This window comes from Streptomyces albofaciens JCM 4342 (genome assembly GCF_008634025.1).
In the GTDB taxonomy this organism is placed as follows: Bacteria; Actinomycetota; Actinomycetes; order Streptomycetales; family Streptomycetaceae; genus Streptomyces; species Streptomyces albofaciens.
Genome location: NZ_PDCM01000001.1, coordinates 1,613,354 through 1,631,884 on the forward strand (window position 1 = coordinate 1,613,354; position 18,531 = coordinate 1,631,884).

An 18,531-nucleotide genomic window follows, 5' to 3' on the forward strand; every position below is an offset into this window, starting at 1 on the left:
GGAGGAGACTTGCAGGCATGACGAGCGAGCTGAGGAACACCACCGAATTCCACCTCAGGGCCGGCGACGCGGCCGACGGGCCGTACGAGCTGGTCATCGCGCCGGAGACGGCGGGCTGGGGCTATTCGTCCCTGCGCGTGCTGCGGCTGCCGCCCGGCGGAAGCCACACCTTCGCCACCGGTGACAGCGAGTGGATCGTGCTGCCCCTGAACGGCGGCTGTACGGTCACCGCCGACGGCGGCGCGCCCTTCGAACTGGCCGGGCGCGAGGACGTGTTCAGCGGGGTCACGGATTTCGCGTACGTACCGAGAGACGCCGAGGTGGAGATCGCCAGCGCGGCCGGCGGCCGGTTCGCGCTGACCGGCGCCCGCTGCACGCGCCGGCTGCCGGCCCGGTACGGCCCCGCGAGCCAGGTGCCCGTGGAACTGCGCGGTACGGGCTCCTGCTCGCGCCAGGTCAACAACTTCGGCGCGGCCGGTGTCTTCGAGTGCGACAAGCTCATCGCCGTCGAAGTGCTCACCCCGGGCGGCAACTGGTCCTCGTATCCGCCGCACAAACACGACGAGTGCCGGCCCGGCGAGGAGAGCGAGCTGGAGGAGATCTACTACTTCGAGATCGCCTCGGCGCACGGCACCGAAGGACTCGGCTACCAGCGCGTCTCCCCGTCCGGAAACGGCCGCGGCACGGATGTGCTCGCCGAGGTCCGCAGCGGTGACGCCGTCCTGATCCCCGACGGCTGGCACGGCCCGTCCGTCGCCGTGCCGGGACACGCCATGTACTACCTCAACGTGATGGCGGGACCGGGCGAGGAACGCGCCTGGCTGATCTGCGACCACCCCGACCACGGCTGGATCCGCGGCACCTGGCCCGACCAGCCCGTGGACCCCCGTCTGCCCCTCTACGAAGCCCCCGCGGGAGACCCACGATGACCACTCGACGCCTTACGGTGGCGCAGGCCCTGGTCGAGTTCCTGGCCCACCAGTACACGGAGCGGGACGGCGCCGCGGCCCCCGGCGGCGAGGACGGCGCGCCCGTCCGGCAGCGTCTGATCAGCGCCTGCTGGGGCATCTTCGGGCACGGCAACGTGGCCGGTATCGGCCAGGCCCTTCTGGAGTCGGGGCCGGACACGATGCCCTACCTCCAGGGGCGCAACGAGCAGGCCATGGTGCACGCCGCCGTCGGCTACGCCCGGCAGCGCGACCGCCTGTCCGCCCACGCCGTGACGACCTCCATCGGCCCCGGCGCCACCAACCTCGTCACCGGCGCGGCCCTGGCCACGGTCAACCGCCTCCCGGTGCTGCTCCTGCCCGGCGACACCTTCGCCACCCGCCCCGCCGACCCCGTGCTCCAGCAGCTCGAAGTCCCGTATGCCGGGGATGTGTCGGTCAACGACGCCCTGCGCCCGGTCTCCCGCTACTTTGACCGGATCACCCGTCCCGAGGCGCTGATTCCGGCCGCCCTCCAGGCCATGCGGGTGCTCGCCGACCCCGTGGAGACCGGCGCCGTCACGCTCGCGCTGCCACAGGACGTCCAGGCGGAGGCGTACGACTGGCCCGAGGAGTTCTTCGCCGACCGGGTGTGGCGGGTGCCCCGTCCGGCGCCCGACGCCGCCGCGCTCGCCGAGGCCGTACGGGCGGTACGGGCCGCCGAGCGGCCGCTGATCATCGCGGGCGGCGGCGTCCACCACAGCGGTGCCGAGGACGCGCTGCGCGCCCTCGCCGACGCCACCGGCATCCCCGTCGCCTCCACCCAGGCCGGCAAGGGCTCGCTGCGCCACGACCACCCGGCCGACGTGGGCGGTATCGGCCACACCGGCACGGCCACGGCCGACGCGCTGGCCCGCGGCGCCGACCTCGTCCTCGGGGTCGGCACCCGCTACACCGATTTCACCACCGCCTCCGCCACCCTGTTCGCCGCCCCCGGCGTCCGCTTCGTCAACCTGAACATCGCCTCCTTCGACGCCCACAAGCTCGCCGCGACCTCCCTGGTCGCCGACGCCCGCGCCGGCCTGCAAGCGCTCACCGAGGCCCTGTCCGGACACCGCGTCGCACCGGCCTACGAGCAGGAGTACGGCGCCGCCAAGGCCCGTTGGGAAGCCCTGGTCGACGCCGCCTATGCCGCGCCCGACGACTCCGTACGCCCCTCCCAGACGCAGGTCCTCGGCGCGCTGGACGCCACCGTCGGTGAGCAGGACGTAGTCATCAACGCGGCCGGCTCGCTCCCCGGCGACCTGCACAAACTGTGGCGGGCACGCTCCCGCCGCCAGTACCACCTGGAGTACGGCTACTCCTGCATGGGCTACGAGATCCCCGCCGCCATCGGTGTCCGCCTGGCCGCGCCGGACCGTCCCGTATGGGCCCTGGTCGGCGACGGCACGTACCTGATGATGCCCACCGAGATCGTCACCGCGGTCCAGGAAGGCATCAACATCAATGTGGTGCTGCTCCAGAACCACGGCTACGCCTCCATCGGCGGCCTCTCCGAGCAGACCGGCGGCGAACGCTTCGGCACGGCGTACCGCTACCGCGCCGCCGACGGTACGTACACGGGCGACCCGCTGCCCGTGGACCTCGCCGCCAACGCCGCGTCCCTGGGGATGCACGTCATCCGCGCCGCGACCGTCGCCGAACTGCGCGCCGCGCTCGCCGCCGCCCGCGCCGACGAGCGCCCCACATGTGTCTACGTCGAGACCGCAACGGCCGACACTGTGCCGGGCGCGCCCGGCGCCCAGGCCTGGTGGGATGTTCCCGTGGCCGAGACGGCGACGCGCCCGGCGGCGGTCGAGGCCCGCAAGGAGTACGACCGGCACGCCGCCGAGCGCCGCCGCCATCTCTGATACCGAACGGCCCCGAACATCGTTGTAGGACCCCGAACACCCCCGCAGGACCGCGAACAACCGCAGGACTCCGAACACCCGCGCAGGACCGCGAACACCCGCAGGACTCCGAGCCCCCAGCCGACCGACCGTCCGCCCCCACCGCTTCCGACCGTCCGTCCGCCCCCACCGCTTCCGACCGTCCGTCCGCCCCCACCGCTTCCGACCGTCCGTCCGCCCCCACCACTTCCGACTGACCGTCCGTCCCACTGCTTCCGACCGACCGTCCGCCCCCACCGCTACCGACCAGCCCCCGCTCACGTCGTCCCCGAGAAAGGCCCCAGCATGAAGACCATCAATCACTGGATCGGCGGCAAGCCCGCCGAGGGTGTCTCCGGCTCCTTCGGGCCGGTCTACAACCCCGCGACCGGTGCCCAGGAGAAGCAGGTCGCCTTCGCCTCCGTGGACGAGGTGGACGCCGCCGTGGCCGCCGCCAAGGAGGCGTACCGCACCTGGGGCAGCAGCTCGCTGGCCAAGCGCACGGCCGTACTGTTCGCCTACCGCGAGCTGATCGACGCGCACCGCGAGGAGCTGGCCGCGCTGATCACCGCCGAGCACGGCAAGGTGCACAGCGACGCGCTGGGCGAGGTGGCCCGCGGCCTGGAGATCGTCGAGCTGGCCTGCGGCATCCCGCAGCAGCTCAAGGGCGAGCTGTCCACGCAGGTCTCCACCCGGGTGGACGTGGCCGCCATCCGCCAGTCCCTCGGCGTGGTCGCCGGCATCACGCCGTTCAACTTCCCTGCCATGGTGCCGATGTGGATGTTCCCGCTGGCCATCGCCTGCGGCAACACCTTCGTCCTCAAGCCCAGCGAGAAGGTGCCGTCCGCCGCCCTGAAGCTCGCCGAGCTGGCCGCCGAGGCGGGCCTGCCGGACGGCGTGCTGAACGTCGTCAACGGCGACAAGGTCGCGGTGGACCGCATCCTGGAGCACCCGGACATCGCCGCGGTCTCCTTCGTCGGCTCCACCCCCATCGCCCGCTACATCCACACCACGGGCACGGCCAACGGCAAGCGCGTCCAGGCCCTCGGCGGCGCCAAGAACCACATGCTGGTCCTGCCGGACGCCGACCTGGACCTGGCCGCGGACTCCGCGATCAACGCCGCGTACGGCTCGGCGGGCGAGCGCTGCATGGCGATCTCCGTCGTGGTGGCCGTGGGCGACACCGCCGACCCGCTGATCGAGAAGATCAAGGAGCGGGCCGCCGCGCTGACCATCGGCCCCGGCGACGACCCGGCCTCCGAGATGGGCCCGCTCATCACCAAGGCCCACCGGGACAAGGTCGCCTCCTACGTCACCGGCGCCGCGGCCCAGGGCGCGGACGTGGTGATCGACGGTACGGACTTCACCGTCCCCGGCCACGAGAACGGCCACTGGATCGGCGTCTCGCTGCTCGACAACGTCAAGCCCGAGATGGACGCCTACCGCGACGAGATCTTCGGCCCGGTGCTGTCCGTCGTCCGGGTGGCGACGTACGACGAGGCGATCTCGCTCATGAACTCCTCGCCCTGGGGCAACGGCACCGCCATCTTCACCCGGGACGGCGGCGCGGCCCGCCGCTTCCAGCTGGAGGTCGAGGCCGGCATGGTGGGCGTGAACGTGCCGATCCCGGTGCCGGTGGGCTACCACTCCTTCGGCGGCTGGAAGGACTCGCTCTTCGGCGACCACCACATCTACGGCAACGACGGCATCCACTTCTACACCCGCGGCAAGGTCGTCACCACCCGCTGGCCCGACCCTTCCGACGGCGGCATCAACCTGGGCTTCCCCAGCAACCACTGACACCGTCGGCACCCGGCGGCCCGCGCGAGCGGACGGGCCGCCGGGCGGCGGGGCCTCCGGCGGCGCACCGCTCCCGGCGATCCCGGAAATCCCGCCGCCATACGGGGAACCGTTCGGGCCGGATGTGGCGCATGATGCTGCGTATGAATGACGAACAACAGCCCACGGGGGCCGTGAAGATGCTCTGTGCCGTGGCGGGTGCGCCATGACCGCGGCACCGGTCATCCGCCACGCGGTGCGTACGGATCTGGCGGAGGTGGCCGCGCTCGCCGCGGAGCACGCCGCGTACGAGCGGGCCACGCCGCCCGCCACCGACCTGGAGGACCGGCTCGCGGAGGCCCTCTTCGGCACGCGCCAGCCGTGGCTGCGCTGCCTGGTCGCCGAACTGTCCGGCGGCGAACTCGCCGGATACGCCACCTGCGCCACGGCCTTCGACACCTGGCAGGGGCGTGCATACCTGCACCTGGACTGCCTCTACCTGCGGGCCGAACACCGCGGCCTCGGTCTGGGCGCCCGGCTGGTCGAGGCGGTCATCGCCGAGGGGAAGGCGCTGGGCGTGGCGGAGATGCAGTGGAACACGCCCGACTGGAACGCCGGAGCGATCCGCTTCTACGACCGGTTCGGTGCGACGCGCAAGGACAAGAAACGTTTCACCCTGGCGCTGGAGCCGGGCGTCAGGAGCTGAGGAGGCCGGTGTCCGGCCCCCCGACCGGACACAAGCCGCCCGTGTGAGGCGACCGGACACGAACCGCCTGTGCGAACCGTCCGGACCTGAGCCGCTCGTACGAGTCGTCCGCACACGAACCGCCTGTACGAGTCGTCCGGACACGAACCGCTCGTGTGAGGCGGCCGGGCACGAACCGCCCGTATGAGCTGGCCGGACAGGAACCGCCTGTACGAACCGCCCGTACGAGTCGTCCGGACACCAACCGCCCATACGAGCCGTCCGGACACCAACCGCCCGTACGAGCCGTCCGCAAACAAGCCGTCCGCAAACAAGCCGTCCCACGAGGCGGGCGGCGGCGCGTCAGCTGCCGGCGGTGGCCAGATAGGCGTCCGCGTCGGCCGCCGTCATCAGCCAGCCGTGGTAGTCCGCCGGATCGGCGTAGCCGTTGACGAAACGGCGCGCCACGGCCGGGTGTTCGGCGGCGGCCGCCAGCAGACGGTGGATGTGCTGCGGCGGCGGCTCCAGCATCAGATTGGTGAATTCGGTGACCTGCCGCGCGTGCCGCCAGAACGCGGCGAAGGCCGCGCGCATCCACTCCGGGTTGAAGGGCGCGTCGCCCCGCTCCAGGATCGCGCTCAGGTAGGCGGCCGCGCTGCGGGCGGCGTTGTTCGAGCCCTGGCCGGTGACCGGGTCGTTGATGACGACCGTGTCGGCCATCCCCAGGACGTAGGTGTCCGGCGCGACCTCGGCGACCGGGTGCCGGACCGTCGGCGTGATCGCGCCGTACAGCGTCGCGCCCGCGTCCGTGGGCACGGCGTCCTTGCACAGCTCGTACTCGCCCGGCGCGTACGTACGCAGCAGGTCGAGCGCCCGGGCCACACAGCCGCCCGGCGACGGTTGGTCGTGCCAGCAGTCGAACGGTCCGCCGGGCAGCGCCTCGAACAGCACGATGTCGCACGGCCCGCCCGTCGTCAGCGCCGGCATGACGAACACTTCACCCGCCCCGGCCACCACATTCGTCCGCACCTGCGGGTCGGGATGGTCGGCGGGCGCCGCGACACCGCGCACGTAGACGCAGGCGAGGGTGCGCTGCGGGCGGTCGAAGGGGCAGTACAGCGCGTTGCGCGCGAAGAGCCGGGTGAGGTCGCCGCGGCCGGAGGCGACGACCGTCAGGTCGTGGTCGGCGGCGAGCGCGGGGAGTGTGGCGGGGGAGACGGGGCCGTACCGGACGCGGCCGCCCCTGGCCTCGTACAGGCTGAGCCAGCCGGCCATCTTCACCCGCTGGTCGACGGAGTGCGGTGGTTCGTCGAACCGCCCGGTGAAGGTCAGCGCCGACTTGCCGGGCGGGTCCCACACCGTGACCCGCAGCGCGGTCGCGGCGGGTGCGGTGGCGTCCCAGAGATTCAGTCCGGCGGTTCGTTCCAGACGGCGCGCCGGGCCGAACATCAGCTGTGAGGACATCACCCGCCCCGCGCGGACCTGCTGCGCCGTACGGTCGGTGAGCAGTGTGACGTCGTAGTCCGCGGCCAGGAGCGCGAGGGCGAGATGGAGCCCCGCCTGCCCCGCGCCGACGATGGCGATCCTGCGCATTGCGCCTCCCCTGGACCGAACCGGCCCGCCCCACATCGTCTTTTGTAGCGGCGGGTTTGTGCGGTGTACAGAGGGCCACGGGGCGCACGGGCGCGTTGCGCGTACTGCGGGCGCGGTATGTGCGGCGGCGCCCGTACTGCCGGGGGAGGTGCGCGGGTTCGCCCCGGTGGCCCGGTGGTCCGCCGGACGGCGTCCTTAGGATTCACCGTATGACTTTCCGATTCCGCGGACGGCGGCTGTACGCGACGGCGGCCGTACTGGCGGTGCTCGCCGGGTCCGGTACATGGGCGGCGGTCGCCGCGGACGACCCGCCCGCCGTGCACCGGGAGGACCGGGCGTTCACCATGCCGGAGAGCGTCGGCGGCGACTCCGGGGGCGGGACCGGGGGCGGGACCGGGGGCGACAAGGCGGCGGCCGGCGGCGGCTCGGTCCGGATCGACACGTCCTTCTTCACCGCGGGCGGGACCGGCCCCCGCCCCGCTGTCCTCCTGGGCCACGGTTTCGGCGGCAGCAAGGAATCCGTACGCGAGCAGGCCGAGCAGCTGGCGCGCGACGGATACGCCGTACTGACCTGGTCGGCGCGCGGCTTCGGCAAGTCGACCGGGAAGATCGGGCTCAACGACCCGGACCGCGAGGTGTCCGACGTGCGCCGGCTGATCGACTGGCTGGCCACGCGGCCCGAGGTACGGCTCGACGGCAAGGGCGATCCGCGGGTCGGTGTCGCCGGGGCGTCGTACGGTGGCGCCGTCGCGTTGCTGGCGGCCGGGTACGACAAGCGGGTAGACGCGATCGCCCCGCAGATCACGTACTGGAACCTGGCCGACGCGCTGTTCCCCAACGGCGTCTTCAAGAAGCTGTGGGCCGGCATGTTCTTCTCCACCGGGTCGGTCGGTTCGGCCGGCATGGACGGCGGCTCCGGCAACGGCGCGACCGGCGGTGACGGTATGCGCGAAGAGACCAGCGGCGGTGGGGCAGGCACCGGCGGCAGCGGGAAATCCGCATCCGGCGGCGAGGCGGGTGACGCGGCCGGATCCGCGGGTTCCGCCGAATCCGCGGCCCGGAACGCCGCCGACGGCTGCGGCCGGTTCGAGCCGCGGCTCTGCGAGATGTACGAGCGGATCGCCGTCTCCGGCAAGCCCGACGCCGCCGCCCGCGAACTCCTCGAAGCCCGCAGCCCCGTGGCCGTAGCGGACCGCATCAAGGTCCCGACGCTCATCATGCAGGGCAGAACCGATTCGCTGTTCCCGCTCGGCCAGGCCGACGCCCTGTACAAGGCGCTCCGCAAGAACGGCGCCCCGGTATCCGTCGACTGGCTCGCGGGCGGACACGACGGCGGCGACCGCGAGTCCGGCCGCGTCGCGAACCGTACGAAGGCATGGTTCGACCACTACCTGAAGGGCGACGCGAACGCGGACACCGGCCCCGCCTTCCGCGTCAGCCGCGGCGGGGCCGTCGACTCCACCAACGGCGCCGCCCGGCTGCGCGGCGCGAGCGCCGACGCCTACCCCGGCCTGGACAACGACCCCCGCCGGGTCCGCCTGACCGGCCGCGAACAGCGCTTCAGCAATCCGGCCGGGGCGAGCCCGCCGTCCATCTCCACGGTGCCCGGCGTCGGCGCCCTCAACAGCCTGTCCAGCGTGGGCGCCGGTCTCTCCCTCGACTCCCCGGGCCAGTACGCCCGATTCGAGTCGCGGCCGCTCGCCGGACCGCTGCGCGTCACCGGCGCGCCGACGACCCGCGTACGCCTCCGCGCCACCAGCGACGAAGCGGTGATCTTCGCCAAGGTCTACGACATCGGACCGAACGGCAGCAGCCGTCCGGTGCTGCCCGCCGGACTCGCCGAGCCGTACCGCATCACCGGCGCCGAGGAAGGCAGGACCGTCGAACTGCGGCTGCCCGCCATCGACCACGAGTTCGCGGCGGGGCACCGGCTGCGCCTGGTCCTCTCCTCGACGGACCTCGCGTACGCCTCGCCCGCCGAGCCCGCCACATACACGGCCTCCCTCGACGGCGACGGCGTGCTGAACGTGCCGACCGCGCCCGCGGTCAAGAGCGCCGCGGCGCCGCTGCCCGCGTGGACCTGGGCGCTGCCCGCCGCCGGCGCGGTCATCGCCGTCCTCGTGCTGCTCGTCGGCAGGCGGCGGTCCGCGGCCCGCGCCCCCGACCCGGACCTGGCGGACGTACCGCTGCAGATCACCGGCCTGACCAAGCGGTACGCCAAGTCCGCCGACCGCTACGCCGTACAGGACCTCTCCTTCCGCGTCGAGAAGGGCCAGGTGCTCGGCCTGCTCGGCCCGAACGGCGCGGGCAAGACCACGACCCTGCGCATGCTGATGGGCCTGATCGGGCCGGACGCCGGTGAGATTCGGGTGTTCGGGCACGCGATCCGGCCGGGCGCGCCGGTGCTGTCGCGGGTCGGCGCGTTCGTGGAGGGCGCCGGTTTCCTGCCGCACCTGTCCGGCCGCGCCAACCTCGACCTGTACTGGCGGGCCACCGGCCGCCCGGCCGAGGACGCGCACGTCGAGGAGGCCCTGGAGATCGCCGGGCTGGGCGACGCGCTGGAGCGCGCCGTCCGTACGTACTCGCAGGGCATGCGGCAGCGCCTGGCTATCGCGCAGGCCATGCTCGGCCTGCCGGACCTGCTCATCCTGGACGAGCCGACCAACGGACTCGACCCGCCGCAGATCCGCGAGATGCGGGACGTGATGATCCGGTACGCGGCCGGCGGCCGTACCGTGATCGTCTCCAGTCATCTGCTGGCCGAGGTCGAACAGACCTGTACGCATCTGGTCGTCATGGACCGTGGCCGGCTCGTCCAGGCGGGCCCGGTCGCCGAGATCGTCGGGACCGGCGACACCCTGCTCGTCGGTGTCGCGGCCGGCACGCCGCTGTCCGACGTCCTCCTGGAGAAGGTGGCCGCGCTGCCCGGGGTGGCCACCGCCGGCCGGGCCGACGACGGCCTGCTCGTCACGCTGGACGGCACGACGAGCACCCCCGAGCTGCTGCCGGAACTGCTGCGGCTGGAGATCCCGGTCGCCCGTATCGGCCCGCACCGGCGCCTTGAGGACGCCTTTCTCACCATGATCGGAGGTGACCGGTGACCGCCGTCACCGAGCCCGGCACCGACGGGCCGTCCCCGCTGTCCGGCGGCCCCGCCGGCGCGTCCGTACCCGGCGCGCCGCACGCCCCCGGCTACCGCCCGCACCGCACCCTCCCGCTGCGCGTCGAAGCGCTGCGGCAGCTCAAGCGGCGCCGGACGTTCGTCATCGCGGCGATCCTGGCCGCGCTGCCGTTCGTCCTGGTCGCGGCCTTCGCGATCGGCGGCGAACCGGGCGGCCGGAACAACCGCATCACGCTGATGGACACCGCCACCGCGTCCGGCGCCAACTTCACCGCGACCGTGCTGTTCGTCTCGGCCGGCTTCCTGCTGGTCGTGCCGGTGGCGCTGTTCTGCGGGGACACGGTCGCGTCGGAGGCGAGCTGGTCCTCGCTGCGGTACCTGCTGGCGGCGCCGGTTCCGCGCACCCGGCTGTTGCTGAGCAAGCTCACCGTCGCGCTGATCTTCAGCGCGGCGGCGATGGTGCTGCTGCCGCTGGTCGCGCTCGCCGTCGGCACGGCCGCGTACGGATGGGGGCCGCTGCAACTGCCCACCGGCGGCGCCCTGGCGGCGGGCGACGCGCTGCCCCGCCTCGCCCTGGCCGTCGCGTACATCTTCGTCAGCCAGCTGGTCACCGCGGCGCTCGCCTTCTGGCTGTCGACGGTGACGGACGCGCCGCTGGGCGCGGTCGGCGGCGCGGTCGGCCTGACCATCGTCGGCAACGTGCTCGACCAGGTCACCGCTCTTGAGCAGTGGCGCGACTTTCTCCCGGCCCACTGGCAGTTCGCGTGGGCCGACGCCCTGCAACCGCAACTGGACGCCACCGGCATGATCCAGGGAGCGGCGGTATCGGTGGCGTATGCGCTGGTGCTGTTCGCGTTGGCGTTCCGGGGGTTCGGGAGGAAGGACATCGTGTCGTAGGAGGCGGGCGGGCGGGGGTGCGGGGCGGAGGCTGTGGGGAGAGGGGTGGCGAGGGAGTTGGGGGCGGAGTTCGGGGAGAAGGCGGGGAGGGTTCGGGGCGGACGCCGGTCAGGCCGGGTGGTCGGCCGCCGGACCGGAGGTCCCCGACACCGCCGTACGGCCGGAGACGTCCCTGACCGCCGTACGTCCGCAGACATCGCTGATCGCCTCAGGGCCGCAGACGTCCCTGACCGCTTCAGGGCCGCAGGTCTCCGTCACGGCCGCCGGGTCCCAGTAGAACGGCCGGACCTCGCGGATACGGCCGTCCCGTACGGACATCAGCTGCACGATTGTGGTGGTCAGCACCCGCCCCGTGGCGCGGGCCGTGAACCGTACCCGGCTGGTGACGACAACCTCCTCCCCGTCCACCGACTGCCGCTGCTCCAGGAACTCCATCGACTGCCAGAGCCCGCCCATCACGGCCATGAACCGCTCCAAGCCGGCCGGGCCGCGCCATTCGCCGGCGTACGGCAGGCCGGGGGACTGGTGGAGGACGACGTCCGGGGCCAGGCAGGCGGCGAGGGCGGAGAAATCCGCCCGGCCGGGGCCGCCCGCCGCGACGTAGGCGCGCTCCGCCTCGTAGAACCGCTCCAGTAGGGCGCGGGTACGGGTGCTGTTGTCTTCGTAGCCGTCTTCGTACGCGTGCGGGGGTGTGCTCGCGACGTGTCCGTACGCGTGCGGGGGTGTGCTCGCGACGTGTCCGTACGCGTGCGGGGGCGTGCTGGCGCCATGTTCGTACGGGTACGAGGGGGTGCTCGCGTCGGGCTGTGTCATGGCGCCAGCCAAGCGTCCGCGGCCGTCCCGTACCGGCGGAAACGCGCCGTCGTGCTCGCGGGCGGCGGGTCCGTTGGGCCAACCGGGTGGCGTGTACCGTGCCGCGCAACCAAGCGGCGGCCTCGGTTGTCTCATTCGGTGAAGACCGGCAATGCGCACAAAGAACAGAAGTCGGAAGTCGAGGACATCTCATGCTCCGTCACGCTTCGCGCACCACCGCCACCGCCACCGCCACCGCCCTCGCCACCGCGACCGCAGTCGCTCTCGGCCTCACCTTGACCGCCGCGTCCGCGGCTCCGGCTGTCGCCGCTGCCCCGGGCGCCTCCATACAGCCGTCCCGGGCGGACCTGCGCACCGACCCGAACGGCCGCTACACCGCCGAGGAGATCCGCCGCTTTCTGGTCTCCTTCTACGGAAAGCACGGCCCGAACGCCTGGCAGCGCGAGCACCAGGTCTCCGCCGAGCTCAAGAAGAAGGCCGCCGAGACGCCCGACTACGACCTGCTGCTGTGCGCCCAGAACACGCCGCGCGACATCTCCGTCGGCAAGGTGACCACCGCGCAGTCCGCAAGGGTCGGCTGGGCGACGATCACCACGCACTGGAGCGGCAACCGTAAGCAGCACTTCACCGCTTACGTGGACCTGGACGCCACGCGGCCCATCGAATTGCTGGACGTGTCCTGCTCGGTGTGAGGCACGGGACGAGGAGGAGGGGACTCGATGCGGTGGGCGGCGCGGGGGAGAGGCGGGACTACTCCGCAGGCCCCTGCATGTGCTCGCTGATCCACTGCATCGTGCCTTCCCCCATGCCCTTCACATAGGTGTCGGCGCCGTGCATGCCGCCGGCCACCATCTGCAGCCGCGTCTTGACCGGGCCGCGACCGTACCGCGCGATGAACTTCCTGACCTTCGGCACGATCGTCGACTCCTTGGTGCCGTCCTGGAAGGCGAGGTAGACCTCCGGCCCGCCCTTGTTGATCAGCCGCTGCGCCAGGACCTCGGGGTTGTTCTCCCGCTCCTCCTTGGCGTGTCCGCGCCACAGGGGTGAGTCGGGCACGATGTCCGGGCCGCTCGGTATGGCGGCTTTGAAGGTCTGCGGGTGCTGCAGAACATTCTTCAGCGCGGCGAAACCGCCGGACGACGAGCCCATGATCGCCCAGCCGTCGCGGCCCTTGAGCGTACGGAAGTTCTGCCGGACGAAGTCGGGCACGTCCTCGTTCAGCCAGGTGCCCATCTTCGGCTGGCCGGGAATGTCGCTGGCGTCGTAGTACTGCTTGGCGTTGGGGTTGAGCACCGGCATCACGACGATGAAGGGCAGGCTCTTGCCCTCCTTCGACCACTGCGCGAGGTTCTCCTCCAGCTTGAGGTCGCCGCCGATCCAGTAGTTGACGGGGTAGCCCTCGGCGCCGGGCAGCGCCATCAGGACCGGGAACCCCTTGTTCGCGTTCTTCTTCTCGTAGTACTCCGGCGGCGCCCACACCCACACCTTCCCGGTGAACCCGGACTTCGGGCCGTGGTACGTGGCCACGCCGATCGGGGTGCCGTCGCCGGCGCCGCCGACCTTGCGCTGCTCCTTGAAGCTGATGGGGTGGGTGGGCATCTGGGCGAGCACCCCCTGGCCCGGCCGGGCGGCGCCGCTCGAACCGGAACCCGTCGGGTCCCCGAAACGCACCGGCCTGTCGTCGTCGGAGCCGCCCGAGCCGCAGCCGGCGGTGGCGGCGAGGGCGGCCAGGGTGGTCACTACGACCACGGGGGTGAGCAGGGCTTTGCGCACGGGACCTTCTCCTTGCTGAGCGGGCCGGAGTATCCGGCTGGTGAGCAAGAGGGCACGGCCGGGGCCGGGGTTTCCCGTCGCGGCATGTTGCGTTGCCCGCGAAAAACCGCCCGTACCGGCCGATACGTCGCTGACCTGGGCGGTTTACCCGCAGCGGAAACGGGCTTGACCGTGATTTTCACGGCGGGTCACCGTGAGCGGGGCGGGGCGGGGCGGGGCGGGGCGACGGCGTACGGCGCGGGGCAGTTCATGCCTGCCCGCGGGCGGGCCGGGACAAGTACGGGATTTGGTCAGGGGCGAAGGGATCCGGTCGGGGGCGAAGGGATCCGGTCGAGGGCGAAGCGCCGGATCCGCTCCGGGGTACGGCTCGTGATCTGTCCGGGATTCGGCTCGTGATCTGTCCGGGGCTCGGATCGCGGCCTGTGCGGGACCCGTCCGGGGCTCGGATCGCGGTCTGTGCGGGACCCGTCCGGAATCCGGTCCGCGATCCGTCCGGCGCCCGGCCCGCGCCTCGCCCCGCTACCTGCCCGCGCCTCGCCCCGCTACCCGCCCGCGCCTCGCCCCGCGCCCCGCCCGAGACTGGGCCCGCGACCCGCCCAGGAACCGGCGCCGATCATTCCGGTTCGCCGACCTCGAATACGTATTCTCGGATTCATGACCTGGTCGCGAGCGCTGATGAAGACCGCCCGCTCCGGGCTGACCATCGAAAAGGCCAAGCTCACCCCGCTGATCGCGATCCGCGGCTCGGTCGGCGTCGCCATCGTCATCGGCCTGTGCCTCTACCTCGGCAGCCCCGCCCTCGCGGTCTCGTCGGCCTTCGGCGCGTTCGCCGCCGGCATCGCCACCTTCCAGCGCAGCTGGCGCCCGCGCCCCGTCCTGGCCCTCGCCGTCGCGGGCGGCCTCTCGGTCTCCACCTTCCTCGGCTACCTGGCCGCCGCGCACATCGTCGGCTTCCTGGTCCTGCTCTCCCTGTGGACCTTCCTGGCGGGGCTGGCCTGGTCGGTCGGGCCGGTGTCCGGGCTGGTCGGCACGCAGACCGTCTCGGTCATGCTCGTCACCGTCACGCTGCCGACCTCCATCCTCGGTGCGCTGGAGCACGCGGCGCTCATCGCGTTCGGCGGCCTCGTCCAGGCGGCGCTCATCGTGCTCTTCCCCGTACGGCCCTGGGGCGCGCAGCGCGACGCGCTCGCCGACGCGCTGGCCGCCGAGGCGGACTACGCGCGCCGCCTGCGGCACGACCCGGTCGCCCCCTTCGACCCGCAGCCCCTGATGAACGCGCGCCTCGCCTCCGCGGTGACCCCGCGTCAGGCCAAGCGCCGGCCGGTCCAGCTGCACGGCCCGCGCGCACTGGCCGAACAGGTCAGACCGGTCCTGGCCTCGCTCGCCGACCCGGTCGTCGGCGCGCCCGTCGAAGGCCCCGAACGGGACCGGGCGCGGGAACTGCTCGGCGCGGCCGGCACCGTACTGGACGCCGTCGCGACCGCCATCCGGCGCGGCAAACCCGTACGGCTGCCGCCCGAGGCGATGGCCACCCTCGAAATGCCGCAGGACGGCGACGGGCCGCGGCTGACCGGCGCCGCCCGCCGCTCCGCGCTGCGGCTGATCTCGCTGCTCGCCGACGCCGTCGAGTTCACCGACGAGCCCGTCCGGGCCACCCGGCCCACCACCGAGGCGGAACGCGGGCACCTGCTGCGCCCGAGCGTGCCGAAGCTGGTGCCGGTGGCGCTGCGTTCCGTACGCCGTGAGCTGCGCTGGTCCTCCCGTATCTTCCGGCACGCGCTGCGCGTCAGCACGGTGGCCGCCGCCGGCTACCTCCTCGGACAGGCGCTGCCCTTCGGGCACGGCTACTGGGCGCCGCTCGCCTCGGTGATGGTGATGCGGCCCGATTTCGGGCAGACGTACGCGCGCGGCGTCGCCCGGTTCATCGGCACCCTGGTCGGGGTCGCGGTGGGCGGCACGATCATGGGCCTCACCCACCCCAACCTGTACGTGAGCGCGGCGCTGGCGATCGTGTGCGTCCTGGCGATGTACCTGCTGATGCGTACGGGAGTGTCGGTGACCTCGGCGTGCGTCGCCGCGTATGTCGTCTTCCTGCTCGGCATCGCGGGCGCCGGCTGGGAACAGACCGTCCAGGAACGCGTCGTCCTCACCCTCGTCGGCGGCCTCCTGGCGATGCTCTCGTACGCGATCTTCCCCGCCTGGGAGACGCCGCGGCTGCGCGAACGGCTGGCCCAGTGGCTGGAGGAGAACGGCCGGTATGCCATCGCCGTGCTCGACAGCTACGCGCGGCCCGCCGAGCGCCGCCCCCGCCAGGTGCGCGAAGCCCTCCTGGACGCCCGCGCGGCCCGCGCCGCCTGGGAGGAGAGCGAATCCCGCGCGGAGAAGGAACCGGTGCGCCACCGAGGGCTCTCCCTGAGCGCGGCGGCGTCCGCGCAGTCCGCGCTGGCCACGATGGGGCGGGTGACGATGATCCTGGAAGCCCACCTCCCCGACAAGGAGGCGGAACCTTCACCGGACGCGCACGCCTTCACGGAGGAACTGCGCGCCTCACTGCCGCGCGCGGCCGAGGCCGTACGGGAGCGGAGCAGCCTGGACTGGAGCTCGCTGCGCGCCGTATGGGAGCGGTGGGAGGCCCGGTCCGAGACCCGTGGGGTCGCGCTGCGCGGCGCCGAACTGCTGCTGGACGCGCTGGACGACCTGGCCGAGGCGCTGTCCCGGGGGCCGGGCGGCAAGAACCGCGCGGCGCGGGGGACCACCGCTGGGAACGGCGCCCCGCCCTCCCGGTCCGCACGGCTCCCGTCTTCCCCGCAGAGCTGAAACGCGCCCACCCGGAACCGTTCGGCGGCGCCTGTAGTCTTGATAATTGCCCGCAAATGGCGCCATTGGCGAGCTCGACGAGCCCGGTGGGCTCCCCGTGCCACCGGCTCCGCGAGCCACGCGCGCCGCCCGGGGGCGCGATGTTCGGGGGCGCCGCGTGCGGGGCCCTGTCGTCCAGTCGAGAGAGAGCAAGCGAACCTCCCATGGCGTCCAGCACTTCGTCCGGTACGTACGACATAGGCATCGACCTGGGCACGGCCAACACCCTGGTCTACTCACGCGGCAAGGGCGTCGTCCTGAACGAGCCGTCCGTCGTCGCCGTCAACGCGTCCGGCGAGGTGATCGCCGTCGGGTCGGAGGCCAAGCGCACCATCGGCCGTACGCCGTCCGGCATCACCGCGATGCGTCCCCTCCAGGAAGGCGTGATCGCCGACTTCGACGCGGCCGAGCAGATGCTGCGCGCCCTGATGAAGAAGGCGCTGCCCACCCGCCGCTTCTCCCGGCCGCGGGTCGTGATCTGCGTGCCCTCCGGCATCACCGGCGTCGAGCGGCGGGCGGTCATCGACTCGGCGCGCAGCGCCGGCGCCCGCGAGGTGCACCTGATCGAGGAGCCGATGGCGGCGGCGATCGGCGCCGGGCTGCCGGTGGCCGAGCCGGTCGGCTGCATGGTGGTGGACATCGGCGGCGGCACGACCGAGGTGGCCGTCGTCTCGCTGGGCGGCATCGTCACCGCCCAGTCGGTACGGGTCGCGGGCGACGCGCTGGACGCGGCGATCATGTCGTACGTCAAGAAGAAGCACTCGCTGGCGATCGGGGAGCGCACCGCCGAGGACATCAAGATCGCGATCGGGTCGGCGGCCTGGACGCCGGTCGACGTGGACGAGGAGGGCGAGCCCGAGCGCCGCACGTCCTACACCGTGCGCGGCCGCGACCACGTCAGCGGCCTGCCGCGCATCCAGGAGATCACCGAGGAGGAGATCCGCTCCGCGCTCGCCGAGCCGGTGGACGCCATCGTCCAGGCCGTGCACCGCACCCTCGACGAGTGCCCGCCCGAGCTCTCCGGCGACATCATCGAGCGCGGTATCGCGCTCACCGGTGGCGGCGCACTGCTGCGCGGCCTGAGCCAGCGGCTGCGCCAGGAGACGGGTGTACCGGTGGTGGTCGCCGACGATCCGCTGGACTGCGTGGTCAACGGCACGGGGCGGTGCGTGGACGAATTCGCGTCGCTACAGGGGCTGTTGGCGGGGGCTATGGAGCAGCCCCGGAAGGCCGTGCGGCTTTGAGAGGTTGGACCGGCTGGTTTCCGGGCCGTCCTGGGGCGGGGTTGTCGGGGGTGGGCCGCGGCTCCCGGTGAGCGGCGCGGGCGGCGCCTTCCCGTCCGCAGGCCACCGGACGCGCCGACATGCGGTAACCCCCGGAACGGGTGAAGATGATTGCGCCGGCCGCGAGGCCGGTCGCGGTGCGTAACCGTCGCCCTGGGAGGAACGGTCATGCCGAACGGGATGGCGCTCACGATCGGTGCGAGGCCGGTCATGCCCGCCGTAGCGGGGACGGCGCGATTGCCGGCCGGCTGGGCCGTGATCGCCCCTGTGCATGTGCCTGCGCCTGTACGTGTGCCCGTACATGTACATGTGCCTCTGCCCGGACACGGGCCCGAAGAGGTGCGTACGTCCACATCCGGCTTTGGAAGCTGACTCCCATGCTGAATCCAAAGGTTCTCCAGCCGGCCGAACGGGTGCGGACGGATTCCGTGCCGCCACGCCGCTGGGCAGTCGCGCACGGCCGGTCGGCCGCAGAGGATACGGGGCGCGCCCTTGCTACGGGTGCCGAACGGAAGGGGGGCACGGTGCGGGGACCTCGGCCGCACATCGCGGTGGTGCTGATGGAATCGCCGGGCACGGGCGGCAGCGATCCGCTGTACGAGGAGAGCGTGATCCTCGTGTACGCGGCGGACGAGTCGGACGCCCGGGTCCGGGCCGAGCGGAGGGCCCGTTCCCGGGAGACCAGCTACCTCAACGACCGGGGCGAAACGGTGTCCTGGAGCTTCAAGCGCGTGGTGGACGTGAGTGCGGTACTCGACGAGGACCTGACACAGGACGCCGACCTGTACGCGCGGCACTTCCGTGACTACGCCGCCTATCAGCGCTTCGAACCGCTGCTGTCCGGCGAGGAACTTTGATGGGGTTCTAGGTGCCGCGG

Annotated in this window: 13 protein-coding genes; 10 read left to right on the plus strand and 3 right to left on the minus strand. The window is 72.6% G+C overall.

Annotation, left to right across the window (positions count from 1 at the left end; translation table 11 throughout):
* The first annotated feature begins 17 nt into the window (after positions 1–17).
* The 4 genes from iolB to CP973_RS07460 all read left to right on the plus strand — a co-directional run bounded on the left by iolB (position 18) and on the right by CP973_RS07460 (position 5,339).
* The gene (gene iolB, locus CP973_RS07445; protein ID WP_150238681.1) at positions 18–929 is read left to right on the plus strand and encodes a 5-deoxy-glucuronate isomerase; all 912 of its coding nucleotides are present in this window, start codon (positions 18–20) and stop codon (positions 927–929) included.
* Positions 926–2,836, plus strand: coding sequence for a 3D-(3,5/4)-trihydroxycyclohexane-1,2-dione acylhydrolase (decyclizing) (gene iolD, locus CP973_RS07450; RefSeq protein WP_150238683.1), 1,911 nt, complete (start codon positions 926–928; stop codon positions 2,834–2,836). The genes iolB and iolD overlap by 4 nt, the downstream gene beginning before the upstream one ends.
* Before the next feature lie 324 nt (positions 2,837–3,160).
* Positions 3,161–4,654, plus strand: coding sequence for a CoA-acylating methylmalonate-semialdehyde dehydrogenase (locus CP973_RS07455; protein WP_150238685.1), 1,494 nt, complete (start codon positions 3,161–3,163; stop codon positions 4,652–4,654).
* Between the two features lie 205 nt (positions 4,655–4,859).
* Positions 4,860–5,339, plus strand: coding sequence for a GNAT family N-acetyltransferase (locus CP973_RS07460; protein ID WP_150238687.1), 480 nt, complete (start codon positions 4,860–4,862; stop codon positions 5,337–5,339).
* Between the two features lie 342 nt (positions 5,340–5,681).
* Here CP973_RS07460 and CP973_RS07465 read toward each other — a convergent pair whose 3' ends face one another.
* Positions 5,682–6,911 (minus strand): styrene monooxygenase/indole monooxygenase family protein, encoded by a 1,230-nt coding sequence (locus CP973_RS07465; RefSeq protein WP_150238690.1) that lies wholly within the window; start codon positions 6,909–6,911, stop codon positions 5,682–5,684.
* A 209-nt stretch (positions 6,912–7,120) separates the two neighbouring features.
* Here CP973_RS07465 and CP973_RS07470 point away from each other — a divergent pair, with 209 nt between their 5' ends.
* Entirely contained in the window at positions 7,121–10,012 is a 2,892-nt protein-coding gene (locus CP973_RS07470) for a CocE/NonD family hydrolase (protein ID WP_150238692.1), read from the plus strand.
* 38 nt (positions 10,013–10,050) lie between these two features.
* Positions 10,051–10,929 (plus strand): ABC transporter permease, encoded by an 879-nt coding sequence (locus CP973_RS07475; RefSeq protein ID WP_167538425.1) that lies wholly within the window; start codon positions 10,051–10,053, stop codon positions 10,927–10,929.
* 108 nt (positions 10,930–11,037) lie between these two features.
* Here the strand turns inward: CP973_RS07475 and CP973_RS40745 are convergent, their stop codons facing one another.
* A complete protein-coding gene (locus CP973_RS40745) occupies positions 11,038–11,742 on the minus strand; it encodes a nuclear transport factor 2 family protein (RefSeq protein ID WP_244409315.1) in 705 nt (234 codons plus the stop codon).
* A 191-nt stretch (positions 11,743–11,933) separates the two neighbouring features.
* Between CP973_RS40745 and CP973_RS07485 the strand changes: the two genes are divergently transcribed.
* Positions 11,934–12,434, plus strand: coding sequence for a hypothetical protein (locus CP973_RS07485; protein WP_150238695.1), 501 nt, complete (start codon positions 11,934–11,936; stop codon positions 12,432–12,434).
* A 58-nt stretch (positions 12,435–12,492) separates the two neighbouring features.
* Here the strand turns inward: CP973_RS07485 and CP973_RS07490 are convergent, their stop codons facing one another.
* A complete protein-coding gene (locus CP973_RS07490) occupies positions 12,493–13,515 on the minus strand; it encodes an alpha/beta hydrolase (RefSeq protein ID WP_150238697.1) in 1,023 nt (340 codons plus the stop codon).
* 654 nt (positions 13,516–14,169) lie between these two features.
* On the opposite strand from CP973_RS07490, the gene CP973_RS07495 reads away from it, so the two are divergent.
* From CP973_RS07495 to CP973_RS07505, 3 genes are all read left to right on the plus strand, one after another.
* Positions 14,170–16,332, plus strand: coding sequence for an FUSC family protein (locus tag CP973_RS07495; protein ID WP_150238699.1), 2,163 nt, complete (start codon positions 14,170–14,172; stop codon positions 16,330–16,332).
* Positions 16,333–16,535: 203 nt separating this feature from the next.
* Positions 16,536–17,615 (plus strand): rod shape-determining protein, encoded by a 1,080-nt coding sequence (gene mreB / locus CP973_RS07500; protein WP_150238701.1) that lies wholly within the window; start codon positions 16,536–16,538, stop codon positions 17,613–17,615.
* A gap of 563 nt (positions 17,616–18,178) precedes the next feature.
* Positions 18,179–18,511 (plus strand): DUF4288 domain-containing protein, encoded by a 333-nt coding sequence (locus tag CP973_RS07505; protein WP_208853145.1) that lies wholly within the window; start codon positions 18,179–18,181, stop codon positions 18,509–18,511.
* Positions 18,512–18,531 lie beyond the last annotated feature (20 nt).